Source organism: Citrobacter sp. S46_ASV_140, from assembly GCF_018919545.1.
GTDB classification, from domain to species: domain Bacteria; phylum Pseudomonadota; class Gammaproteobacteria; order Enterobacterales; family Enterobacteriaceae; genus Citrobacter; species Citrobacter braakii.
The window spans coordinates 1-22,021 of sequence record NZ_JAHLRC010000054.1 but is presented as its reverse complement, the minus strand read 5'-3'; the positions used below and the strand labels follow the sequence as shown (position 1 = coordinate 22,021).

Here is a 22,021-nt window from a genome sequence, read left to right as displayed (position 1 = left end):
TTCGCTCTGATTGCCTGCTCTGCGACACTAACCGGACAGAGGTCGACATCATCATACACCTCAACGCAGCGGCTGGCGCTCAGAGGCGAAAAATTCGCAGCAGGAACTACGCTTTTGTCACGGTGACCGGTACGCTTTTATACGCCGGAGTCAAACTTTGTGTGTCCACCGCATCCAGCGAAAGCAGGACATTCGCTTCTGGCAGATAAGCGCCTATTGAGCCCACCGCCATGTTGTAAATCACCACCGTCAAGCCGCACATAATGCGATCCGCACAGGGCTGGCCGCTGTCGTCCAGCGCCTGAACGTTGACCACATCTCCCTGGTTCAGACCGCGAGTCGCCGCTTCTTCAGCGCTTAAAAACACCACATCCCGACGACCGGTAATGCCACGGTAGCGATCGTTCATACCATAAATAGTGGTGTTGTATTGATCGTGGCTGCGCAGCGTCGCCAGAACCAGTGCATCGGCAGGCTGATTTTCTCGCTCTACCGCCCGCTGATGGCTGACGATAAAGTTGGCTTTACCATTCGCCGTTCGCCATTCACGGCGCGAAGCGGGCGTATCCATACGAAATCCGCCCGGCTCGGCAATACGGGCATTGTAATCGTGGAACGCCGGGATCACGGCTTCAATGGCGTCACGGATCAGCGCGTAGTCCCCGGTTAACGCTTCCCAGTTGATCGGCGAAAGCGGCAGAGTGGCGTGTGCCATGCCCGCCACAATCGCGGGTTCCGATTTTAACCAGCGGGAAGCTGGCTTCAGCGCGCCGCAGGAAGCGTGGACCATCGACATCGAGTCTTCGACGGTCACCGACTGGATCCCCGTCGCCTGAATGTCGCGCTCCGTTCGACCTAATGCAGGCAGCAGATAATTATGCTTTGCCAGCAGCAAATGCGATCTGTTCAGCTTGGTCGCAACATGGACCTGCAGATCCAAATTTTTCATCGCCGCAAAGGTACGCTGCGGCTGCGGCATCGCCACCGCCAGATTGCCACCCATGCAAATGAGCGCTTTTGCCTCTCCCCGTTCGATGGCCCGAATACTCTCCACGCTGGAGCGGCCATGTGTACGCGGCACACGGATAGAAAAATGCGTCTCAAGGCGTTGCAGGAAGTCTTCGGATGCCGCTTCGTTGATCCCCACGGAACGGTCGCCCTGCACGTTAGAATGACCGCGCAACGGGCAGATCCCCGCCCCCGGCTTACCCATATTGCCTTTCAGCAGCAGCAGGTTTACCAGTTGCTGGACGTTCTCAGTACCGTTTTTATGCTGGGTGATGCCCAGACCATAACAAATAATAGTGGCACGAGATTTACTGTAGCTGTGCGCCAGGTCTTCCATCTGACTGCGCGTCAGGCCCGAGTCCTGTTCCAGCTCCGCCCAGTTATGCTGACGTAAGTCCTCATACAGCGCTGCATATCCAGCGGTATGCTCATCGATAAACGCATGATCGAGTGTCGGTTGCTGATCCAGTAAGATCCGCGCTTCATCCATTTCGATCAGCGCCTTCATGATGCCTTTCAGCAGCGAGGCGTCACCGCCCATTTTTACCTGGTAGTAGTCGTTGCTCAGCTGCGTCGACTGACCGGTGAACATCTCTTTCGGGCTTTGCGGGAAACTAAAGCGCTCAAGCCCCCTTTCGTTCAGCGGATTGATAGAGATAATTTTAGCCCCGCGTTTGGCAACGTCGCGTAAGGTGGTCAGCATACGTGGATGATTAGTGCCAGGGTTATGCCCGATACAAATCACCAGATCGCAATGGTCAAAATCGTCAAGTTCAACGGTCCCTTTTCCAAGCCCAATGGCCGGCGTTAGTCCTGCGCTGGTCGGTCCGTGGCACATGTTTGAGCAATCAGGAAAGTTGCTGCTGCCATATTCGCGGGCAAAAAGCTGATACAGGAACGCCGCTTCATTTGACGTTCTGCCGGAGGTGTAAAACTCAACCTGCTGGGGTGAATCATAGCTGCGCAGACGCTCGCCTATCTCCTGGAAGGCGATATCCCAATCCACCGCCTGCCAGGTATCTGATGCTGCATCGTATTTCATCGGATGCGTCAAACGACCGATATTTTCCAGCTCATAATCGCTGTAGTGCCAGAGTGTGGAAACCGGGTGACGGCTGAAAAATTCCGGTGACGCTTTTTTACTGGTTGTCTCCCAGGAGACCGCCTTAACGCCATTTTCGCACAGCTCCATTGGCGCACGATGCCCTGGGTCCGGCCACGCACAGCCCGGACAGTCGAACCCTTTCACCTGGTTCATTTTGAACATCGCGATAATGTCGCGGGCGACAGCCTTTTGCGAAAACACCGAAGCAGTGACGGCTTTTACCGCGCCCCACCCACCCGCCGGGCCCTGATAACCGCTTACTCCTGGAACACCATTTTTCATTATTACTGCTTATTCACCGCCAATTTTTAATGGTGAATACGGTAGCAATTTCCGTCCAACATTGATTTCCTCTTCATGGAGTACGGAGCGAGTACAATGAACGGGTTAGATTTATCTTCCCCTTTCAGCACAAAGCGACATAAAGTCCCAATCTGTTAAATTGAGTTCTACCTAACTGCTACACTGCATCAACACAACCACTCAGAAGGCAGGTCAATATGTCAGACAATACCTATCAGCCCGCGAAAGTCTGGACGTGGGAAAAATCGAACGGGGGCGCATTCGCCAATATCAACCGCCCGGTTTCCGGAGCCACCCACGAGAAAACGCTGCCGGTTGGCAAACATCCGCTGCAGCTCTATTCGCTGGGTACGCCAAACGGGCAGAAAGTGACGATTATGCTGGAGGAGTTGTTGGCGCAGGGAGTGAAGGGCGCGGAATACGATGCCTGGATTATCCGCATTGGCGATGGCGATCAGTTTTCCAGCGGCTTTGTTGAGGTGAATCCGAACTCGAAGATCCCGGCGCTACGCGATCACTCGCAAAACCCACCGGTTCGCGTATTCGAATCTGGCGCAATCCTGCTCTATCTGGCGGAAAAATATGGTTATTTCCTGCCGCAGGATTTGGCAAAACGCACCGAAGCGCTGAACTGGTTGTTCTGGTTACAAGGCGCAGCGCCGTTCCTCGGCGGAGGCTTTGGCCACTTCTATAACTATGCTCCGGTTAAAATTGAGTACGCTATCAATCGCTTCACCATGGAAGCCAAGCGCTTACTCGACGTGCTGGATAAACAATTGGCGCAACATCAGTTTGTGGCCGGAGATGAATACACCATTGCCGATATGGCGGTCTGGCCATGGTTTGGCAATGTGGTTCTGGGCAACGTCTACGACGCAGCAGAGTTCCTTGACGCAGGAAGCTACACGCACGTACAACGCTGGGCAAAAGAGATTGCAGCGCGTCCGGCGGTTAAGCGTGGTCGTATTGTAAACCGCACTAACGGACCGCTGAACGAGCAGCTTCATGAACGCCATGACGCCAGCGACTTCGATACCCAAACCGAAGATAAGCGCCAGAACTAAAATAAATTGCCGGATGGCAACCGCTATCCGGCAATTTCATTCAGGATTTGTCACGCGCTGGTGACGTCGTACTCCATGCGGCGAAGTGCGTCTAACGTGGCTTTAGCTTCATCTTCATCAATGATGCTCATGGCGAACCCTACGTGCACCAGCACCCATTGCCCGACCAGCTCAGCTGTATCACCTTCACAAATCAGGGCAATATTGACATCACGTTTGATGCCGCACACTTCAACCTGCGCAAGCTGGTGAATATCTTCACCAACGGCCAGAACCTGACCAGGGACTCCAATACACATATCTGACTCCGCCCCATAGCAACCTATGGGTTATTCGACTTCAATACTTTTCACTTTCAGTGAATCGCCAGCATCAACCCGCAGGCGATCGCCCTGACATTGTGGACACTGCGCATCATGCTGGGTGATTTCCACAACCTGACTGCAATCCCAGCACCATGCCTGGGCTGGCTTGTAATCAATATGCAGCTCACAACCCTGAGCCAGCGTCCCCTGACAGACGATGTCGAAACTGAAACGAACGGCGCTCTCTTCAACGCAGGAGAGCGCCCCGATTTCCAGCCAAACACCGGTTACACGTTTGACACCGTGCTGCTCTGCCTGCTGTTGAACAATCTCAACCGCGCTCTGACAAAGGGACAGCTCATGCATTTTCGCAGTTCCGACGACCCAGCAGCAACGCGCGGCGATTAAGCTGCGGCGCATTCGGATCGCTAACCGGCAGCGATAACAGCATTCGCGCGCAATCGTCAGTCAGACGCATGCCTTCTTGCGCCGACATACTGTGCGAAAGCGGCGACATCAATGAGCAGGAAAGGTATTGCGATACGCCCTCCAGTTCACCAACGGTAAAGGTCATCTCGCCATACGGCAGACGCAGTCCGATTTTTTCGCTGACTTTACGCACCGGCCAGATCTGGTCCGGTCCGGGGAAAATCAGTGCGCTGAGCATCCAGGGCGTGATAACACACCCCGTCCACTGTCCTTCAAACAGCGTAAATTCAGAGACATATACCGGCATGTTCGGATGCAGAAAAGAGAGATCGTGCATTGAACGCCGGGCAACCTCTTCAAACGCTGCCTGAATTTGCATCTTCGGGGCCGTCTGAAAACCGACAAACTCCTCAGACATGAGCCGCCTCCCGCGGGATCGCTTCAACACCTGATTCGCGAAGCGCGGCAAGAACCTGCTCAAGCGCAGGTTCAATCATCGCTTCAACCGTTGGCGTTAGTCCGATATGCGGCTCCAGCGATTCCGGAATAACACCGACTAACGTCAGCTTTTTCGGAAACTCGCCGGTGAAACGCAGGGCCGACAATACGTCGGCCAGACCAAGCTGGTGCGGTGAGATTTTGTTGGTAAACAGCGCCGGGATCTCTTCATCCCGCAGGACCATCATCGTTCCTGGCGTGTTTTTCTTCGACACAATGGCGTCAGCAATGATCAGATGATCTCTGTTTGCCATATCACCGAGAAGCTCCATCCCAGCCGTACCACCGTCCAGAACATCAACAAAGTCTGGCAGGACGTACCGTTGTTCTAATGCCTCAACGATACGTACCCCGATGGCTTCGTCGGTCAGCAAAATATTGCCGACCCCTAAGACTAATATCCGCATTACAGAACCTTAACTGAGACCACTTCGTTCCCATCAACGTCCACCACATGCACCGCACATGACATACAAGGGTCGAAGGAGTGAATGGTACGAACCACTTCCAGCGGTTTGTTTGGATCGGCAATCGGCGTACCTACCAGCGAGCGCTCATACGGTCCCACTTCATCATTAAAGTTACGTGGGCCAGAGTTCCAGGTTGACGGTACTACCGCCTGGTAGTTGCTGATAATGCCATCTTTGATCACCATCCAGTGAGACAGCATACCGCGCGGCGCTTCGAGGAAACCGACACCTTTAAATTCACCCGTTGCCGGGATATCCGGTTTCACGAAGGTGGTGTGGTCGCCTTTGCCGATGTTCACAATCAGCGCATTGTACTGATCCTGCAGAACGTTCTGCAGTTCACAGCAGTGAACGGTACGGCCAATAATACGGCCCAACGTAGAGTGCAGCTGTGACACTTCGATAGTTTTACCGGTCAGCTTGGTGTAAATCGCGATGATTTCATTCAGCTTGGCATGGGTAGACTCGCGTTTGGCCGCCAGTTTACACAGCATGTTGGCCAGCGGACCCACTTCAACCGTTTTACCGTAGAAGGTCGGTGCTTTAACCCAGGAGTACTTGCCATCATCTGACCAACCGGTGTAATCAGGAACCGTTGTGCCTTCCCACGGAGCCTGCGGCGCTTCGTCTTTGTACCACGCGTGTTTCGCACTCTCCTGAATCCCTTTGATCAGGTACTCATCGGAGTGAGAGGTGATCGGACGATAGGTCGACAGATCTTCATTGGTGATGTAACCCCCCGGGAACAGGAAGCTACCGTTTTTACCGTCAGTCGGGAATTCCGGTGCGCTCAGATAGTTAACCGCACCTTGACCACGTTCCAGCCATTCAGGGTAGAACGCAGCAATCACCGCGGTATCAACCTTGTAAACCTGCTCAACGAAGTCGCTCAGCTTATCGATAAAGGACTTGATATACATCAGGCGCTCGAGGTTCAGCACGCCAAGGCCGTCGAGGTTAATTGGGTTAGCAACCCCGCCTACCGCCAGGTTCTGAATGTGCGGCGTTTTACCGCCCAACAGCGCCACAACACGGTTAGCATCACGCTGGCATTCCAGCGCCTGCAGGTAGTGAGCGACCGCAATCAGGTTCACTTCTGGCGGCAGCTGCATCGCCGGGTGACCCCAGCAACCGTTGGCAAAAATGCCTAACTGACCGCTGGCAACAAGGTCTTTGATCTTGTTCTGAACCTTAGTGAACTCTTCTGCGCTGTTCAGGTGCCAGGAGGACACGCCGTTCAGCATGGCAGACGCTTTCGCTGGATCAGCTTTCAGTGCAGAGGTGATATCCACCCAGTCCAGCGCAGAGAGCTGATAGAAGTGAACAATGTGGTCATGCGTGGTGTGCGCGGCCAGAATGATGTTACGGATATACTGTGCGTTCACCGGAACATCAATATTCAGCGCGCTTTCTGCTGCACGAACGGAAGAGATAGCGTGAGTGGTAGTACAAACGCCACAGATACGCTGCACAATCATCCAGGCATCGCGTGGATCGCGGTTTTTCACGATCTCTTCCATGCCGCGCCACATGGTACCGGAAGCCCATGCTTTAGATACCACGCCATTTTCGATTTCGCAGTCGATGCGTAAATGACCCTCAATACGGGTTACCGGATCAATAGTAATTCTCTGGCTCATGCTTTGCTCGCCTCATGACGATTTTGATCGTTTTGTTTTAAAGGAGGAAGTATCGGCAGTAGACGAATGAGTACGATGTATGCACAAATCTCAATAGCCACAAAACCAATAGAAATCAACAGTTCTTCCCAGGTCGGGAAGTAGCGGTAGCCACCACCAGGATTGAACGCCACCAGCGAATAGGACAGACGCCATGTCGCACAACCCAGCAATGCGCTCAGCGCAGACAGATACAGCATGCGCGAGTCGTTACGCAGCTTAGTGACGCGCAGCACCACCAGCGGGAAGACCATCAGCACGACTTCAATCCAGAACATCAGGGAGTAAAGATCGCCTGAGAACGCATAGGACAGCTTGTCGCGATAGATCAGTTCGCCAAAGCGCAGAACTACGAAAATCGCCAACAGCACGCTGATGGTATTCGTCAGCTTGATGAACAAACTTTTCTCATCCGGACCATTACCTTTCAGCCCGGCTTGTACCAACGAGCCTTCAAAGATGACGATCGAGAAGCCCATAATAAAAGCGGTTAATACGGAGAAAAGCGGCAACATTTCATAAGCTTGCCATAGCGGATGCACCTTATAGCCCGCAGAAATCATCAATGAACCCATTGAAGACTGGTGCATAGTTGGCAGCAGCGCGCCAAGGGCAATAATAAAGAACATCACTTTATTTAAACGTTTGAGAGAGACTTTCCACCCCAGACGTTCAAACAGAGCCGGAGCAAATTCCAGCGCCATGATGCCGATATAGATGGTCATACAGACCGCCGTTTCGAACAGTACCGAGTTCACGTTGAAGTGGCCCGGAATGTAGAAATACGGCAGGTTCCAGTAACGACCGACGTCAATGGTGATCGACAGACCACCCAGCGAGTAGCCAAACAGGCTCGCCAGCAGCGCCGGACGTACCAGCGGATGGTATTGTCCTCTGTTGAAAACATACACCGCCCACGCCAGCGCCCAGCCACCGCACGCAAAGCCGGTACCAATCAGCAGGTCAAACGCGATCCATACACCCCATGGGAAACCGCCGTTCAGATCGGAGACTGAGCCCAATCCGAAGACCAGACGTTTCACGATCAGGAGCATACACAGGACGATAAGCGGCCCAAAAATAATGACCGGTTTGCTGATTATTTTTCCGCCCAGCGGTTTAGGATCATGACTCATGATCGTCTCCTCCATCGTGATGGTCGTTTTTCGTGTTACGACGAACCAGCACGGTTAAGCCCGCCAGCGCAGCCAGGGGTAATATCATGCCCTTGTACAAGGAATGTTGAACATGTTCGGAACGCGCACCGGTTGAAAGATCATCCAGTTTCGGCAGATCCAAATCCTCGTAAGGAACGCCCGTCAGTACCATAACCTGTGTACCACCACCCTCTTTCTCGCCGTACAGATGGGGGTAATACTTCGGTACCGTATGCAGATAGGTATCGCCTGCTTTCACCGTCTGACGCGGATAGTGGTATTCGCTGCCAGGCTTCAGCGCGAGACGTTTTTTCGCCTCAGCCATCAGCTCTTCACGCGTACCAAAAATCACCGCACCGGCAGGGCACACTTCAACACAACCCGGTAAACCGCCTTTATCCAGACGCTCAACACCTTTCTGGTTACACAGTTCACATTTGTGAAGCGCACCAAACGGGTTGTTGTAGTCATACTTAGGCACATTGTACGGGCAGGCGACCATGCAGTAACGACAGCCCGTGCAGACATCTTTGTCATAGTGGACGATGCCAGTTTTCGGATCTTTCTTCAGCGCGGAGACCGGGCAAACGGAGACGCAGTTCGGATCGACACAGTGCATGCACTGCTTCTTAATGTATGCGTAGCCGTTTTCTTCCTGGTCTTTGTTGACGCCTGTTCCGCTACGCCACACCTGGATGATGTTATTGGTATACGGTGACAGTTTGTCGTTGTTCGACCAGGTCTGCTCGCCTTCCGGGTTACGCGCCGGGAAGTTGATATCCTGACACTTGGTAACACAGGCCTGGCAGCCTACGCACAGCGTCGAGTCATAGAGCATCCCAAGAGAACCAGGGATCGGCGGACGGTTTTCTGCAGCCGCATGGCTGATGGACGGCGCAGCGCCCAACAGCAATGCCCCGCTGGAGGCTGCTTTAATAAAGTTACGTCTGTTCACGGTTATTCTCCCCGTGAGTCAGCGTTATCTTTCTTCTGCTGACGCCCCAGTTCACGAACCGCCATCACGCTGACACCGGCAACCAGTCCTACTACGCCACCAAGCAGCCCAATCGCCCCGGCAGAAATATTGCCGCCTTCTTTCATATTGACGTCAGGTTTCTCGGAACGCGGTGTTTGGTTTTCCACATGAGCAAGCTGGTGAATACCTTTATGGAAACCGACACCTTCTTCGTTACAGCCGTAGCAAGGGTGACCGATAGCCACCGGCCACACGCCGCCAACATCGCAGAATTGCAGCGTTGAGCAGTTGCCGTAGGTTTCTGGTCCTTTACAGCCCAGATGGTAGAGGCACCAGCCTTCACGGTGACCTTCATCGCCAAACTCTTTAGCAAAACGACCTGCATCGAAGTGCGGGCGACGTTCGCAGTGTTCGTGAATCAAACGACCATAGGCAAATGTCGGACGGTTTTTGGTATCCAGCTTCGGCGGCTTACCGTAAGTGATGATATGCGCGACCGTTGCAAGGAAGTTGTGCGGGTTCGGAGGACAGCCGGGGATGTTGATGATGGTTTTGCCTGGCAGAACTTCCTGCAAGCCGACGGCCCCCGTTGGGTTAACGCCAGCAGCAGCAACACCACCCCACGCGGCACAAGAGCCGATGGCAATGATAGCGGCAGCGCCTTCTGCGGCCCGGCGGATGTGATCTACGATCGGCTCACCGGCAACCATGCAGTAAATACCATTGTCTTTCAGTGGGATAGAACCATCTACAACCAAAACATATTGCCCTTTGTACTTCTCCAGAGCGTTATGTTTATTCTCTTCGACCTGGTGGCCGAAGGCGGCAGAGAGTACCTCATGGTATTCCAGAGAGATTGTCTCCAGAACGAGGTTTTCCACTGTAGGGTGTGTCGCGCGAAGTAGCGATTCAGTACAACCCGTACACTCCTGCGCACCAATCCAGATAACCGGTGGACGCTGAGGACGAGAAACTGATTCGGCCATTTCTGCGGCGGCTTTGCTACTGAGCCCCATGGTAGCGGCCAGTGCTGCACAAAGCTTCATGAAATCACGGCGATTGATGCCGTTCGAATTGATGAGAGAGTTATCTCCAGTCATTTTATAGTTATTCCGTTGCGAAGACCTGGCTTTTATTTTGCACCTTTCGCATGTTGCATATTGCGATCGGCGCGCCATTTACCACACTTTTTATATGGTTATGTGCATTATAATACTTCGGCGGAGCAACAAAACGAAGGCGTAGGTCAATAGTGTAATTAATTAAAGCAAGATAATACCCCTTTCGGATCAAGCTTCGAGACGATAGCCAGCCATGAAAAAACGAATTGTTGTACTGGACTGGTTCTCTTTAAAGAAATCCATAACCATCTCTTTATCCAGACCATAGCGACGCGTGAGGATCCCCGCTTCCCACGCGCTGAGCTGTCGATCGCCCGTCTTTTCAAACATTCGATGAGAAAATCCCAGCACAAAACCGCGTTTATAATCAGCACAAAAATTGGCCGCCGTGCGTGCGCTATCCGCACTTGACGCGTTTAATCCGGCCATCAAGCCTTTTCCAAAATGGTTGTCCATGCATAACCTCCAATCGCTATATAATAAATTATATAGCGATTTTTTAAGCAAAGACCAGAGGTATCACGTACTTTTTTATGTCCGCTTAAAAGGACACCCATTCATCCTTTTTAGCGGCCACAGACGTTTTGCTGTCTGCTGAAGGGGAAGCGGTACTGGCGGCGGCGTACTGCACATCGTTTGCTGAAAGACGGAACTGTTGTACCGAGCGTTGTAGCTCTTCCGTTTGCCGTTCAAGCGCCACAGCCGCGGCGGAAACTTGCTCTACCAGCGCAGCGTTCTGTTGCGTTACGCTGTCCATCTGCGTGATCGCCACGCTCACCTGCGAAATGCCCTTATTCTGTTCTTCTGAGGCAGAAGCAATTTGCTTCATGATAACGGTCACTTCGGTGGCTCCGCGCAGAATCGCCTCCATGGTTAATCCCGTCTCTTTAACCAGTCGAGCGCCCTGATCGACGCGACGCGACGATTCGCCAATCAGCGTCTCAATCTCTTTCGCCGCCCCGGCGCTACGGCTGGCAAGGTTACGCACCTCACCGGCAACAACGGCAAAACCACGCCCCTGCTCGCCTGCTCTGGCAGCTTCAACTGCCGCGTTCAGCGCCAGAATATTGGTCTGGAAGGCAATGCTATTAATAACAGACGTAATTTCCGCGATCTGTTTAGAGCTGGCGGCAATGCCGTCCATCGTCTCAACCACTTCTGAAACCAGGCTGCTCCCTTTACCTGCCGTCTCTGTCGCCGTATCGGCAAGCTGGCTGGCTTCACGCGCGTTTTCGGCGTTCAGTTTTACCGTTGCGGTCAGTTGCTCCATGCTGGCAGCGGTCTCTTCCAGCGCCGCAGCTTGCTCCTCAGTACGCGATGAGAGATCGTTATTGCCGGTGGAAATTTCCGTAGCCCCTCGCCAGATGTTGTCACTACCTGAGCGAATTGTACTGACGGCTTCGCGCAGGCTGTCCTGCATCGCGCACAATAACGGCACCAGTTGGCCCACGCAGTTACGGCCAAAATCTTCGATTGGATGGCTGAGATCGCCCTGAGCAATCTGCTGGAACTGCTGGCGGATACGTCCCAGGGGTTTCACCATCATGGCGACGAGGTAACGATCTGTGAAGAACAGGAGAGCAATACCGAGGATCACGGCGGTAATAATTAGCGTCCGGATGATAGACGTTTTGCCATCGACCATGACGCGCGTGGTATCAAGCCGCTCACCTGCCGTGGCGTTAAAACGTTCGGCACTGGCGCCAAATTCACGGCTCAGCGCTGGCGTAACGGTGCTGGCATGCTCCGCAAAGGCCGTAAGCGTGCCCTGCTGCGCCAGTTGCATTTGCGGAATCACCCCGTTATCCAGCAGCGCCTGCCACTTCGTCAGTACCGCCGCGGCAACGTCCGGATCCATAGGCCCCGGAGACAACGTTTTCATCTCCTGGAGTTTTTTGCTCATATTCTCCAGGGACTGCTGCGCTGGTGCAAAATCAGGCGTTCCGCCGCTCATTTTGACATCCATGGCGCGACTTAAGCGCGTTACGAAGCGAAAATACTGATCGTTTCCCTGACTGAGCACCGTCATCTGATGGACAAGATGACGGTCAATATCATTGCCTTCAGATATTTTTGATAAAGAATGAAGACTGAATAAACCCACGCCCGACCAGAGCAGGCAAAAAAGTCCCAGTATTGCCAACATGACAATACGAATAGTGAAGTTTTTCAGCAAACGCATAATAATTTCCTTGCCGTTGATGAGGAATTCGCCATCAGGCGATACTTATCCTTGTTATCGGCAGGCAACAGAGAAGATATAATGCATTCTTTATTTTTTTACTTTCTTAAGTGCATCCAATATTATTTACACTATATCAACATGAATGCTAATGAAATTAGCTAGCATTATTATTCAGATAATTAACCTGAAGCATTAAATAATCCCTTGTTTTCTATCGTAAATATTTGTTAAACCATGCAAGAGTACGCTCCCAGGCCAAATCAGCGGCAGCATTATCATAACGCGGTGTCGAGTCATTATGAAAACCATGATTAACGCCGGGATAGATATATGCCTCATAGACTTTCTTATTGGCTTTGAGCGCCGCTTCATAGGCAGGCCATCCCTCATTAATTCGGGTATCTAATTGCGCATAGTGCAGTAATAAAGGCGCTTTGATTTTAGGGACATCTGATGCAGGAACCTGACGCCCATAAAAAGGCACTGCGCAGGCCAGTTCAGGAAAAGCAACGGCTGCGGCATTCGATACGCCACCACCGTAGCAAAATCCGGTGATACCCACCTTTCCCGTCGCGCCTGAATAACGCTGCATAAATTCAATGGCGGCAAAGAAGTCGTTCATCAGCTTTACGGGGTCAACCTGCTGCTGCAACTCCCGACCCTTATCATCATTGCCAGGATAGCCCCCCACTGAACTTAATCCATCAGGCGCGAGTGCAATATAGCCCGCCTTCGCCACCCGCCGTGCCACATCCTCAATATACGGATTCAGCCCACGATTCTCATGCACCACCACTACCGCCGGAACTTTCCCCGTCGCTTTCGCAGGTTTAACCAGATACCCACGCACATCACCATGCCCTTCAGGTGAAGGATAAGTCATGTATTCCGCCAGGATATCAGGATCGGTGAACTCCACCTGCGTTGCGAGAGCATAATTGGGTTTCAATACATTGAATAATGCCAGCGCCGTCATACCACCGACTGCATATTTCGCAGCAAGATTGAGAAACTCGCGTTTCGTTATTTTGCCATGAGCGTAATAGTCATAGTAGTCGAGCAATTCTTGCGGAAAGTCTTTGGCAGTTAGACGCGGCATGGCAGCACTCCGGATCGATGTTTTTTTAAGCAAAGCACAGTGGTCTGTTTTTGCCCAGTTTTTCATTCCAGTGTGACCTGGTGAACGGGATATTCACCATGAACCCGCTAGAATAGAAACGTTGTTTCGAAATTCACCTGCACTAAGGAGATCTCATGGACTGGTTTGCCAATCCTGAACGTTACGAGCAGATGCTCTATCGCTACTGTGGGCGCAGCGGTTTACGTTTACCCGCGCTATCGCTGGGTTTGTGGCACAGTTTTGGGCACGTTCAGGCGCTGGATTCACAGCGCGCTCTGCTGCGTAAAGCATTTGATTTAGGCATCACGCATTTTGATTTAGCCAATAACTACGGGCCGCCTCCGGGCAGCGCAGAAGAGAATTTTGGCCGATTACTGCGCGAAGATTTTGCACACTATCGTGATGAACTGATCATCTCCACCAAGGCAGGCTATGACATGTGGCCAGGGCCATACGGTTCTGGCGGTTCGCGCAAATACCTGCTCGCCAGCCTCGACCAGAGCCTGAAACGCATGGGCCTCGACTATGTCGATATCTTCTACTCGCACCGCGTTGACGAAAATACGCCAATGGAAGAGACCGCCTCAGCGCTGGCCCATGCGGTGCAAAGCGGTAAAGCGCTGTATGTCGGCATCTCATCCTATTCTCCGGAGCGTACGCAGAAAATGGCCGAGCTGATGCGGGAATGGAAAATTCCTCTGCTGATCCACCAGCCTTCTTACAACCTGCTTAACCGTTGGGTAGACAGCAGCGGTCTGCTGGATACGCTGGAATCCAACGGCATGGGCTGCATCGCATTTACGCCGCTGGCCCAGGGGCTGCTGACGGGGAAATACCTCAACGGCATTCCGGAAGGTTCACGCATGCAGCGTGAAGGGAAAAAAGTTCGTGGGCTGACGGAAAATATGCTGACGGAAGAAAACCTTAACAGCCTGCGTTTGCTCAATGAAATGGCGCAACAGCGCGGACAGTCGATGGCGCAAATGGCCTTAAGCTGGCTGCTGAAAGACAATCGGGTGACGTCGGTATTAATTGGCGCCAGCCGACCGGAGCAACTGGAGGAGAACGTTCAGGCGTTGGCTAACCTGACGTTCAGCGCCGAAGAACTGGCACAGATCGATAAGCATGTCGCGGATGGTAAACTGAACCTGTGGCAGGCCTCATCTGACAAATAGCCGTTTGTAACTCTGTGCCGGGAAGCGGCGTTAGCCTCCCCGGCACGTAACAGGGCCAGCCAATCCCTTCACACCTCTTCCGCTTTGATCCCTGGACGTTGAAATTCCGGCCACACCAGCGCGACAAGCGCAGGATAAGCCTCCAGACTGAACTCCCTGAAGCACTGGCGTAAGTTAAGCACATCCAGATCGGCATGCGGGACTTTCTCACCGCTCAGACAGCGCTTTTTTATATTGTCGTAATATTTATACACCGCAGAGTTGAGATCGCTACAACGCCGCTGTGCATCAAATAGCCCTGGCGTCTCATTTAGCTCCACCATTGTCATCCGCTTGATCGTGGAGTGGATAAAATCGATATATTCGTGATTAACGCGCCAATACCATACTGGTGTAATCGAATTCATCAGTACCGAAAAATGATCTTCCCCCTCTTCTTTACTCAGCATTTCCGGCTGGTTTTCAGAGTGCCCATTTTCTGCATATCGGTTTTTATTTGCACTGCGCATCAACAAAAGTACCCCGCAGGTAAGCAATAGCAGGGTAATAACAGAATAAAATATACTGTTCATATACTGGCTCCATTTTTTTTGATTTTAAAATTACGCCATGCTATTGTCAACGCAGCCTGGTTTATTTAAAACAACATATCATTGGCATCAAAGGATATTTCAACATGCTTCCCGAGCATCTTGTTCCCTCGCGTTTTCACTTATCCAGCTCATCTACTAATACCCGTCCCGCAGATAATAGTGAAAATTTGACTCAGGGAAAGAGAACATTAAGCGATTACGAACCCGATATTTTGATTAGCTCTACCGCTAACGGCCAGGCGCGCAATATGTTATTTGAAGAGTGCGATCGCCATTTAAAAGAGCGCCTGTTTCGTGCCGCAAAAATTGAGTCCTTCACTCGCCTGCTCAATTCACTACAAGCGGAAGGCGACATTAACGCTCAAGAATTAAGTAAAATTTTATCTACAAAAACAGCCAGCGTAAATGAACAGGGCAATAAAATTTGGCTTAATTTAATTACGCGTGAGACCAGCGATCCTATTTTTTATTCTCTGGAAGAGAAATAAAATGAAAGATGTTGAGGATAATAATGTTTATTTGGCTTTAGATGACCATAAAAGCGATGAGTTTGTCTTAAAGCAAAATTTGGCCGTATTGATTGCCAATAAAAATGCGACGTTGGAAAGCGTTGCCCAGGAGATGGTCTCTATTCCCGCCGCGCTGGTGCGGATGAAATGGCAAAATCGTCGCGAAATTTATGCGCTGCAGGCTAAAGAAGAGATCTATGGCGCCGCGATTGAAGCCATTATGGAGCAGCAACCAGAACTACGGGACAAAATCATGGCCCGGCTGGAGAGCACATACCAGCATATACTCAAGCGAGAAACAGCCACCTTACGCCTGACGCGTAAACTGTCTGAAGGGAACTACGAACCCACCAGGATAACGGCAGTCGCACTGGATGAGGACAGATAAGGGCGTGTGGGGAGAGTTAAATCAGGAGAGGAAGGCCGGGTAAGGCAACAACCATTACCCGGCAATCAGGATTACTTCGCTTTCACGGTCTCTTCACCGACCAGACCAATCTTCAGGAAACCCGCCTGATGCAGCGTATCCATAACTTTCATCATGGTTTCATAATCGACGGTTTTATCCGCACGGAAGAAAATCGTGGTGTCTTTCTTCCCATCGGTCAGCGTATTTAATTCGCTAATCATGGTGTCATCCGTCACCTGATTGTTGCCAATAAACATACTCTTATCGGCTTTAACAGACAGGTAAACCGGTTTTTCCGGACGCGGCTGCGGCGTACTGGTGGAAGCCGGGAGATTCACCTTCACATCCACCGTTGCCAACGGTGCGGCCACCATAAAGATGATCAATAAAACCAACATAACATCGATAAACGGCGTCACGTTGATTTCATGCATTTCACCGTTATCGTCCAGGTTTTCATTAAAGCTCATTGCCATGGAACATTATCCTACACGTAATTTCTGCGCAGCACGTACCGGATGGGCAGAAGCGCTAGCGTTCAGGTCCAGATCGCGACTTTGCAGCAACAATACCTGTGCCGCGACATCGCCCAGCATCGCTTTATAGCTGCCAATCTGACGTGCGAAAATGTTGTAGATAACGACCGCAGGAATTGCCGCGACCAGACCGATCGCCGTCGCTAACAGAGCTTCTGCGATACCCGGCGCAACAACGGCCAGGTTGGTCGTTTGGGTTTGTGCAATCCCGATGAAGCTATTCATGATGCCCCATACAGTACCGAACAGACCCACAAATGGAGAGATAGCCCCGATGGTGGCCAGGTAGCCGTTACCACGTCCCATATGACGACCTACCGCCGCCACACGACGCTCCAGACGGAAGCCGGTACGCTCTTTAATACCTTCGTTGTCGTCGCTGCCTTCTGACAATTCCAGTTCGTTCTGCGCTTCGTAAATCAACTGTGCGCCCAGGCTTTTGCCATCAAATCCTGCAGCAATCTCATTTGCCTGGTCTAAAGAGCGGGCGTCCGCCAGCAGTTGCTGTTCACGCTTAAGGCGGCGTTTCTGAGTAAAGAACTCAAGGCTCTTACTAAAGAAGATAGCCCAGGTGACCACTGATGCCAAAATCAGCCCAATCATCACGCACTTAACCACGATATCGGCGTGCTGATACATACCCCAGACGGAAAGATCCGTCTGCATCAAATTATTACCCACTCTGTATCTCCAGGACGCAAATCACAAAATCTGAGCGTAATGATATCAAAACGACGTCGAATTGATAGTCGTTCTCATTACTATTTACATATTGCCGCACCTTTGGTTTCTTTTCCTTGCGCTTACGCAGTAAAAAAGTCACCAGAAGCATTTTGAGATTATTTTCTACTGTATGACCGTTCTGCAGGATGCGTCATCTTTGATTCATGGTAGTTTAGACATCCAGACGTATAAAAACAGGTAAGACGACATGGCAGATAAGCAACTTGAAACCAAACTCGTTCACGCAGGACGCAGTAAAAAGTACACGCTGGGCGCGGTAAATAGCGTGATCCAGCGCGCTTCTTCGCTAGTGTTTGACACCGTAGAGGCCAAAAAGCAGGCTACACACAACCGTGCTAACGGTGCGCTTTTCTATGGCCGTCGCGGAACCTTGACGCATTTTTCCCTGCAGGAGGCAATGTGTGAACTGGAAGGCGGCGCGGGTTGCGCGTTGTTCCCCTGCGGCGCGGCGGCCGTTGCCAACACCATCCTCGCCTTTGTGGAACAAGGGGATCATGTGCTGATGACCAACACCGCCTATGAACCCAGCCAGGATTTCTGCACCAAAATTCTCGGCAAACTCGGCGTGTCCACCGGATGGTTCGATCCGCTGGTTGGTGCCGATATTGTGAAGCACATACAGCCGAACACTAAAGTCGTATTTCTGGAATCTCCCGGCTCTGTCACCATGGAAGTACATGATGTTCCTGCTATTGTTGCCGCCGTCAGAAGCGTTGCGCCGGATGCGATCATCATAATTGATAACACCTGGGCTGCCGGGGTGCTGTTCAAAGCACTGGATTTTGGCATCGACATTTCTATTCAGGCTGGCACCAAATATCTGATTGGCCATTCCGACGCCATGGTCGGCACTGCGGTAGCTAATGCCCGTTGCTGGGATCAACTGCGCGAAAATGCCTATCTGATGGGGCAAATGCTGGACGCCGATACCGCCTATATGACCAGCCGCGGACTGCGTACGCTAAGCGTTCGCCTGCGCCAACATCATGAAAGCAGCTTAAAGGTCGCCGAGTGGCTGGCCAGCCATCCGCAGGTCGCCCGCGTGAACCACCCCGCGCTGCCCGGCAGTAAAGGCCACGAATTCTGGAAGCGTGATTTCACCGGCAGCAGCGGTCTGTTCTCATTTGTATTGAATAAGAAACTAAATCATGAAGAGCTGGCCGCGTATCTGGACCACTTCAGCCTGTTCAGCATGGCCTACTCCTGGGGCGGTTTTGAGTCGCTGATTCTCGCTAATCAGCCGGAACACATTGCGGCAATCCGTCCGCAAGGCGAGGTGGACTTCAGCGGAACGCTCATCCGTTTGCATATCGGTTTAGAGAATGTTGACGATCTGATTGCCGATTTGGCCGCAGGATTTGCCCGAATCGAGTAAAATTGCCATAGATGGACATATATGCAGACACTTCTGGTGGAAAAGTCTGCAATTGTTGCGTCCGGGATCAAGGCATCCCGGACAATTCAGGAGTACAATCCACACATAAACGCTGTTCCACAGGAAAGTCCATGGTAGTCATTCAAGATATTGTCTCCGCGCTTTGGCAACACGATTTTGCCGCGTTGGCGGATCCGCACGTTGTGAGCGTGGTGTACTTCGTAATGTTCGCCACACTGTTTTTAGAAAATGGCCTGCTGCCTGCCTCCTTTTTACCGGGAGACAGCCTGTTATTGCTGGCAGGGGCGCTGATCGCTCAGGACGTGATGAGTTTTATACCTACCATAGCTATTCTGACTGCCGCAGCCAGTCTGGGTTGCTGGCTGAGCTACATTCAGGGACGCTGGCTGGGCAACACGCGGACGGTAAAAGGCTGGCTGGCGCAATTACCTGATAAATATCATCAGCGCGCTACCTGCATGTTTGACCAACACGGGCTGATGGCACTGCTGGCTGGGCGTTTCCTGGCATTCGTTCGTACCTTGCTGCCAACAATGGCGGGAATTTCGGGCCTGCCAAACCGTCGGTTCCAGTTTTTTAACTGGCTGAGCGGTCTGCTGTGGGTCACCGTCGTCACCGGCTTTGGCTATGCGCTGAGCATGATCCCGTTCGTCAAACGCCATGAAGATCAGGTGATGACCTTTTTAATGATCCTGCCGATTGCCCTGTTAACCGCGGGTCTGTTGGGTACCCTGTTTGTCGTGATTAAAAAAAAATACTGTAGCGCCTGAGTATTAACCGTAGGCCGGGGTTCCCCCGGCATTTTCGCCTGATGACGTTTCGCTTATCAGGCCAGCGCTGAGCAAGTTTAACTCCCCTGCATCATTCGAATTCTGGCCGCATCCTCCCCCGGCGTTACGCCAAAGAAACGTTTGAATTCCCGACTGAATTGCGATGCGCTCTCATAGCCGACGCGCATGGCAGCCGCACTGGCCTTCATCCCGTCGTGGATCATCATCATCCGTGCTTTATGCAGACGATAGCTCTTCAGGTATTGCAGCGGCGACGTGCTGGTCACCGCTTTAAAATTATGATGAAACGCCGACACGCTCATGTTCGCTTCTGCCGCCAGTTGTTCGACATTGAGATTTTCGGTGTATTTGGTTTCAATGCGCTTCAGCACCCGGCTTATCAAACTGAAATGCGTCTGGCGACTGACCAGCGCCAGTAATGCGCCGCCGCGCGGCCCGGTCAGCACATGGTAGAGGATCTCGCGAATAATCTGTTTCCCCAGAATACGCGCATCCAGCGGTCGCTCCATCACATCCAGCAGGCGCTCAGCGGCGCACAGTATTTCGTCAGAAAGCGTCGCGGAGTTGATCCCGCTGGCCGCCATGGCGGGCTGGAACAGCTCATCTTCCCCAATGTCCATCAACAGCTCCTGCAATTGCAGAATATCGACATTCAGGTAGATACCGGCCAGGGGAACCTCCGGCGTTGCATACGTTTCACATTCAAAGGGTAACGGTACGGTTAGCAACAGGTATTCGTTGGCGTCATAACGAAATACACGTTCATTGATATAACCAATTTTATGTCCCGAAAAGAGAAATATGATTCCTGGCTGATACATTACCGGTGTACGCGCTGCCGGCTCAGTGCCGTGCAGCAGGCGGACATCTGGCAGCAGTTCGCTGAGTTTATTTTCATTGTTTTTCAGCTGCTTAATTTTATCTGTCAGCAGGAGGCAGATCTCATCACGGTTCATAGAGCACCATTTCATCATCGGTTTGCAACCATGACATAATGCGCAGATTTATCCGTTTTCTCCAGCAGTCTGTAGAAATGGGCAAGACATCGGCAGAAATGAGCATTGAGAGCAGCGCGGCTGACGACCACAATGTTCATCATCCGGCAGACACTCTCCTGCCCTCTTTTTTTACCCACATAAGGGAACGAGCAATGAACAACTTTAATCTCCATACCCCAACCCGCATTCTGTTTGGTAAAGGTGCGATTGCTGAGCTGCGCGATCAAATCCCTCAGGATGCTCGCGTATTGGTTACCTATGGCGGCGGTAGCGTGAAAAAAACCGGTGTCCTGGCACAGGTTCAGGATGCGCTGAAAGGCCTGGACGTGCTGGAGTTTGGCGGTATTGAGCCGAACCCGTCTTATGAAACGCTGATGAACGCGGTAAAAATCGTGCGTGATGAGAAAGTGACGTTCCTGCTGGCGGTAGGCGGCGGTTCGGTGCTGGATGGCACCAAATTCATCGCGGCTGCGGCACAATACGCTGACGGCATCGATCCATGGCGCATTCTGGAAACCCACGGCAACGACGTAACAAGCGCTATCCCGATGGGCTCCGTATTAACCCTGCCAGCAACCGGCTCTGAATCTAACTCCGGCGCGGTCATTTCGCGTAAAACCACCGGCGATAAGCTGGCCTTTATGACCCCATTTGTGCAGCCGGTATTTGCCGTGCTGGATCCGGTTTACACCTATACCCTGCCGCCGCGTCAGGTTGCGAACGGCGTCGTAGATGCCTTCGTACATACCGTTGAGCAGTATGTGACTTATCCGGTAGACGGGAAAATTCAGGATCGCTTTGCTGAAGGTATTCTGCTTACGCTGGTAGAAGAAGGCCCGAAAGCATTGCAGGAGCCGGAAAATTACAACGTGCGTGCGAACGTTATGTGGGCGGCAACCCAGGCGCTGAACGGCCTGATTGGCGCAGGCGTGCCACAGGACTGGGCAACGCATATGCTGGGCCACGAACTGACCGCAATGCACGGTCTGGATCATGCTCAAACATTGGCTATCGTTCTGCCAGCGCTGTGGAATGAAAAACGCGATACCAAACGTGCCAAACTGCTGCAATACGCAGAGCGTATCTGGAATATCACCGAAGGTTCCGATGACCAACGCATCGACGCCGCTATTGCCGCAACCCGCGCTTTCTTCGAACAAATGGGCGTACCGACTCGTCTGTCTGACTACGGCCTGGACGGTAGCTCCATCCCAGCGCTACTGGAAAAACTGCAAGCGCACGGCGGTACGAAACTGGGCGAACATCAGGACATTACGCTCGAGGTCAGCCGTCGGATTTACGAAGCTGCCCGCTAAGTTTTTTTCACCTCCGCCTTTCATTTTTGGGTATTTATATTCTAAATATTTCGAGTTGCATAAAGGCGGCAAAGGAGAGAATCCCCAGGAGCTTACATAAGTCAGTGACTGGGGGTGAAACGACAAACCTGCCG

The 22,021-nt window shown here is 52.1% G+C and carries 23 protein-coding genes; 7 read left to right on the top strand and 16 right to left on the bottom strand.

From position 1 onward, the window contains the following. Positions 1 to 106: 106 nt before the first annotated feature. Positions 107 to 2,395 (bottom strand): FdhF/YdeP family oxidoreductase, encoded by a 2,289-nt coding sequence (locus KQJ19_RS14595; RefSeq protein WP_047499234.1) that lies wholly within the window; start codon positions 2,393 to 2,395, stop codon positions 107 to 109. A gap of 218 nt (positions 2,396 to 2,613) precedes the next feature. Here KQJ19_RS14595 and yghU point away from each other — a divergent pair, with 218 nt between their 5' ends. After that, complete coding sequence (yghU, locus tag KQJ19_RS14590) at positions 2,614 to 3,480, top strand: glutathione-dependent disulfide-bond oxidoreductase (protein ID WP_200047042.1); 867 nt, start codon at positions 2,614 to 2,616, stop codon at positions 3,478 to 3,480. A 50-nt stretch (positions 3,481 to 3,530) separates the two neighbouring features. Here yghU and hybG read toward each other — a convergent pair whose 3' ends face one another. The 11 genes from hybG to yghX form a co-directional block, all read right to left on the bottom strand. After that, positions 3,531 to 3,779 (bottom strand): hydrogenase maturation factor HybG, encoded by a 249-nt coding sequence (gene hybG / locus KQJ19_RS14585; RefSeq protein ID WP_003024459.1) that lies wholly within the window; start codon positions 3,777 to 3,779, stop codon positions 3,531 to 3,533. Positions 3,780 to 3,809: 30 nt separating this feature from the next. Further along, positions 3,810 to 4,151 carry a hydrogenase maturation nickel metallochaperone HypA gene (gene hypA / locus KQJ19_RS14580; RefSeq protein WP_016157467.1) on the bottom strand — a complete coding sequence of 114 codons (342 nt, stop codon included), beginning with the start codon at positions 4,149 to 4,151 and terminating at the stop codon, positions 3,810 to 3,812. Continuing rightward, on the bottom strand, positions 4,144 to 4,632 hold the full coding sequence (gene hybE, locus KQJ19_RS14575) for a hydrogenase-2 assembly chaperone (RefSeq protein WP_016154490.1): 489 nt from the start codon (positions 4,630 to 4,632) through the stop codon (positions 4,144 to 4,146). The genes hypA and hybE overlap by 8 nt, the downstream gene beginning before the upstream one ends. Continuing rightward, positions 4,625 to 5,119 (bottom strand): HyaD/HybD family hydrogenase maturation endopeptidase, encoded by a 495-nt coding sequence (locus KQJ19_RS14570; protein ID WP_016157468.1) that lies wholly within the window; start codon positions 5,117 to 5,119, stop codon positions 4,625 to 4,627. The genes hybE and KQJ19_RS14570 overlap by 8 nt, the downstream gene beginning before the upstream one ends. Beyond that, on the bottom strand, positions 5,119 to 6,822 hold the full coding sequence (hybC, locus tag KQJ19_RS14565; RefSeq protein WP_003024476.1) for a hydrogenase 2 large subunit: 1,704 nt from the start codon (positions 6,820 to 6,822) through the stop codon (positions 5,119 to 5,121). The genes KQJ19_RS14570 and hybC overlap by 1 nt, the downstream gene beginning before the upstream one ends. Next, positions 6,819 to 7,997: a Ni/Fe-hydrogenase cytochrome b subunit gene (gene hybB / locus KQJ19_RS14560; RefSeq protein ID WP_216403797.1), complete on the bottom strand. Its 1,179-nt coding sequence runs from the start codon at positions 7,995 to 7,997 to the stop codon at positions 6,819 to 6,821. Before hybB ends, hybC begins: the two co-directional genes overlap by 4 nt. Next, complete coding sequence (gene hybA / locus KQJ19_RS14555) at positions 7,987 to 8,973, bottom strand: hydrogenase 2 operon protein HybA (protein ID WP_003828357.1); 987 nt, start codon at positions 8,971 to 8,973, stop codon at positions 7,987 to 7,989. The genes hybB and hybA overlap by 11 nt, the downstream gene beginning before the upstream one ends. Before the next feature lie 2 nt (positions 8,974 to 8,975). Next, positions 8,976 to 10,094, bottom strand: coding sequence for a hydrogenase 2 small subunit (gene hybO / locus KQJ19_RS14550; RefSeq protein ID WP_016154493.1), 1,119 nt, complete (start codon positions 10,092 to 10,094; stop codon positions 8,976 to 8,978). A 189-nt stretch (positions 10,095 to 10,283) separates the two neighbouring features. After that, a complete protein-coding gene (locus KQJ19_RS14545; protein ID WP_016154494.1) occupies positions 10,284 to 10,571 on the bottom strand; it encodes a DUF2623 family protein in 288 nt (95 codons plus the stop codon). Positions 10,572 to 10,656: 85 nt separating this feature from the next. Beyond that, a complete protein-coding gene (locus KQJ19_RS14540; RefSeq protein WP_137367414.1) occupies positions 10,657 to 12,297 on the bottom strand; it encodes a methyl-accepting chemotaxis protein in 1,641 nt (546 codons plus the stop codon). A 214-nt stretch (positions 12,298 to 12,511) separates the two neighbouring features. Beyond that, positions 12,512 to 13,399, bottom strand: a complete 888-nt coding sequence (gene yghX / locus KQJ19_RS14535) for a YghX family hydrolase (protein ID WP_047499231.1) — start codon at positions 13,397 to 13,399, stop codon at positions 12,512 to 12,514. 155 nt (positions 13,400 to 13,554) lie between these two features. Between yghX and KQJ19_RS14530 the strand changes: the two genes are divergently transcribed. Beyond that, on the top strand, positions 13,555 to 14,595 hold the full coding sequence (locus KQJ19_RS14530) for an aldo/keto reductase (protein WP_016154497.1): 1,041 nt from the start codon (positions 13,555 to 13,557) through the stop codon (positions 14,593 to 14,595). Positions 14,596 to 14,663: 68 nt separating this feature from the next. On the opposite strand, the gene KQJ19_RS14525 is transcribed toward KQJ19_RS14530, so the two are convergent. Beyond that, a complete protein-coding gene (locus KQJ19_RS14525; RefSeq protein ID WP_216403796.1) occupies positions 14,664 to 15,167 on the bottom strand; it encodes an RNA helicase in 504 nt (167 codons plus the stop codon). A 104-nt stretch (positions 15,168 to 15,271) separates the two neighbouring features. Between KQJ19_RS14525 and KQJ19_RS14520 the strand changes: the two genes are divergently transcribed. Next, complete coding sequence (locus KQJ19_RS14520) at positions 15,272 to 15,676, top strand: hypothetical protein (protein WP_080859494.1); 405 nt, start codon at positions 15,272 to 15,274, stop codon at positions 15,674 to 15,676. A 1-nt stretch (position 15,677) separates the two neighbouring features. After that, positions 15,678 to 16,085 (top strand): hypothetical protein, encoded by a 408-nt coding sequence (locus KQJ19_RS14515; protein ID WP_016154500.1) that lies wholly within the window; start codon positions 15,678 to 15,680, stop codon positions 16,083 to 16,085. Positions 16,086 to 16,156: 71 nt separating this feature from the next. On the opposite strand, the gene exbD is transcribed toward KQJ19_RS14515, so the two are convergent. Both exbD and exbB read right to left on the bottom strand, forming a co-directional pair. Beyond that, positions 16,157 to 16,582, bottom strand: coding sequence for a TonB system transport protein ExbD (gene exbD, locus KQJ19_RS14510; RefSeq protein WP_016154501.1), 426 nt, complete (start codon positions 16,580 to 16,582; stop codon positions 16,157 to 16,159). Between the two features lie 6 nt (positions 16,583 to 16,588). After that, positions 16,589 to 17,323, bottom strand: coding sequence for a tol-pal system-associated acyl-CoA thioesterase (exbB, locus tag KQJ19_RS14505; protein WP_016154502.1), 735 nt, complete (start codon positions 17,321 to 17,323; stop codon positions 16,589 to 16,591). 250 nt (positions 17,324 to 17,573) lie between these two features. Here exbB and metC point away from each other — a divergent pair, with 250 nt between their 5' ends. Then, positions 17,574 to 18,761: a cystathionine beta-lyase gene (gene metC / locus KQJ19_RS14500; protein WP_016157474.1), complete on the top strand. Its 1,188-nt coding sequence runs from the start codon at positions 17,574 to 17,576 to the stop codon at positions 18,759 to 18,761. A 131-nt stretch (positions 18,762 to 18,892) separates the two neighbouring features. Beyond that, the gene (yghB, locus tag KQJ19_RS14495; RefSeq protein WP_016154504.1) at positions 18,893 to 19,552 is read left to right on the top strand and encodes a DedA family general envelope maintenance protein YghB; all 660 of its coding nucleotides are present in this window, start codon (positions 18,893 to 18,895) and stop codon (positions 19,550 to 19,552) included. Positions 19,553 to 19,629: 77 nt separating this feature from the next. Here yghB and KQJ19_RS14490 read toward each other — a convergent pair whose 3' ends face one another. Then, a complete protein-coding gene (locus KQJ19_RS14490) occupies positions 19,630 to 20,529 on the bottom strand; it encodes an AraC family transcriptional regulator (RefSeq protein WP_029139662.1) in 900 nt (299 codons plus the stop codon). Between the two features lie 194 nt (positions 20,530 to 20,723). On the opposite strand from KQJ19_RS14490, the gene yqhD reads away from it, so the two are divergent. Continuing rightward, positions 20,724 to 21,887 (top strand): alcohol dehydrogenase, encoded by a 1,164-nt coding sequence (yqhD, locus tag KQJ19_RS14485; RefSeq protein ID WP_003838168.1) that lies wholly within the window; start codon positions 20,724 to 20,726, stop codon positions 21,885 to 21,887. Positions 21,888 to 22,021 lie beyond the last annotated feature (134 nt).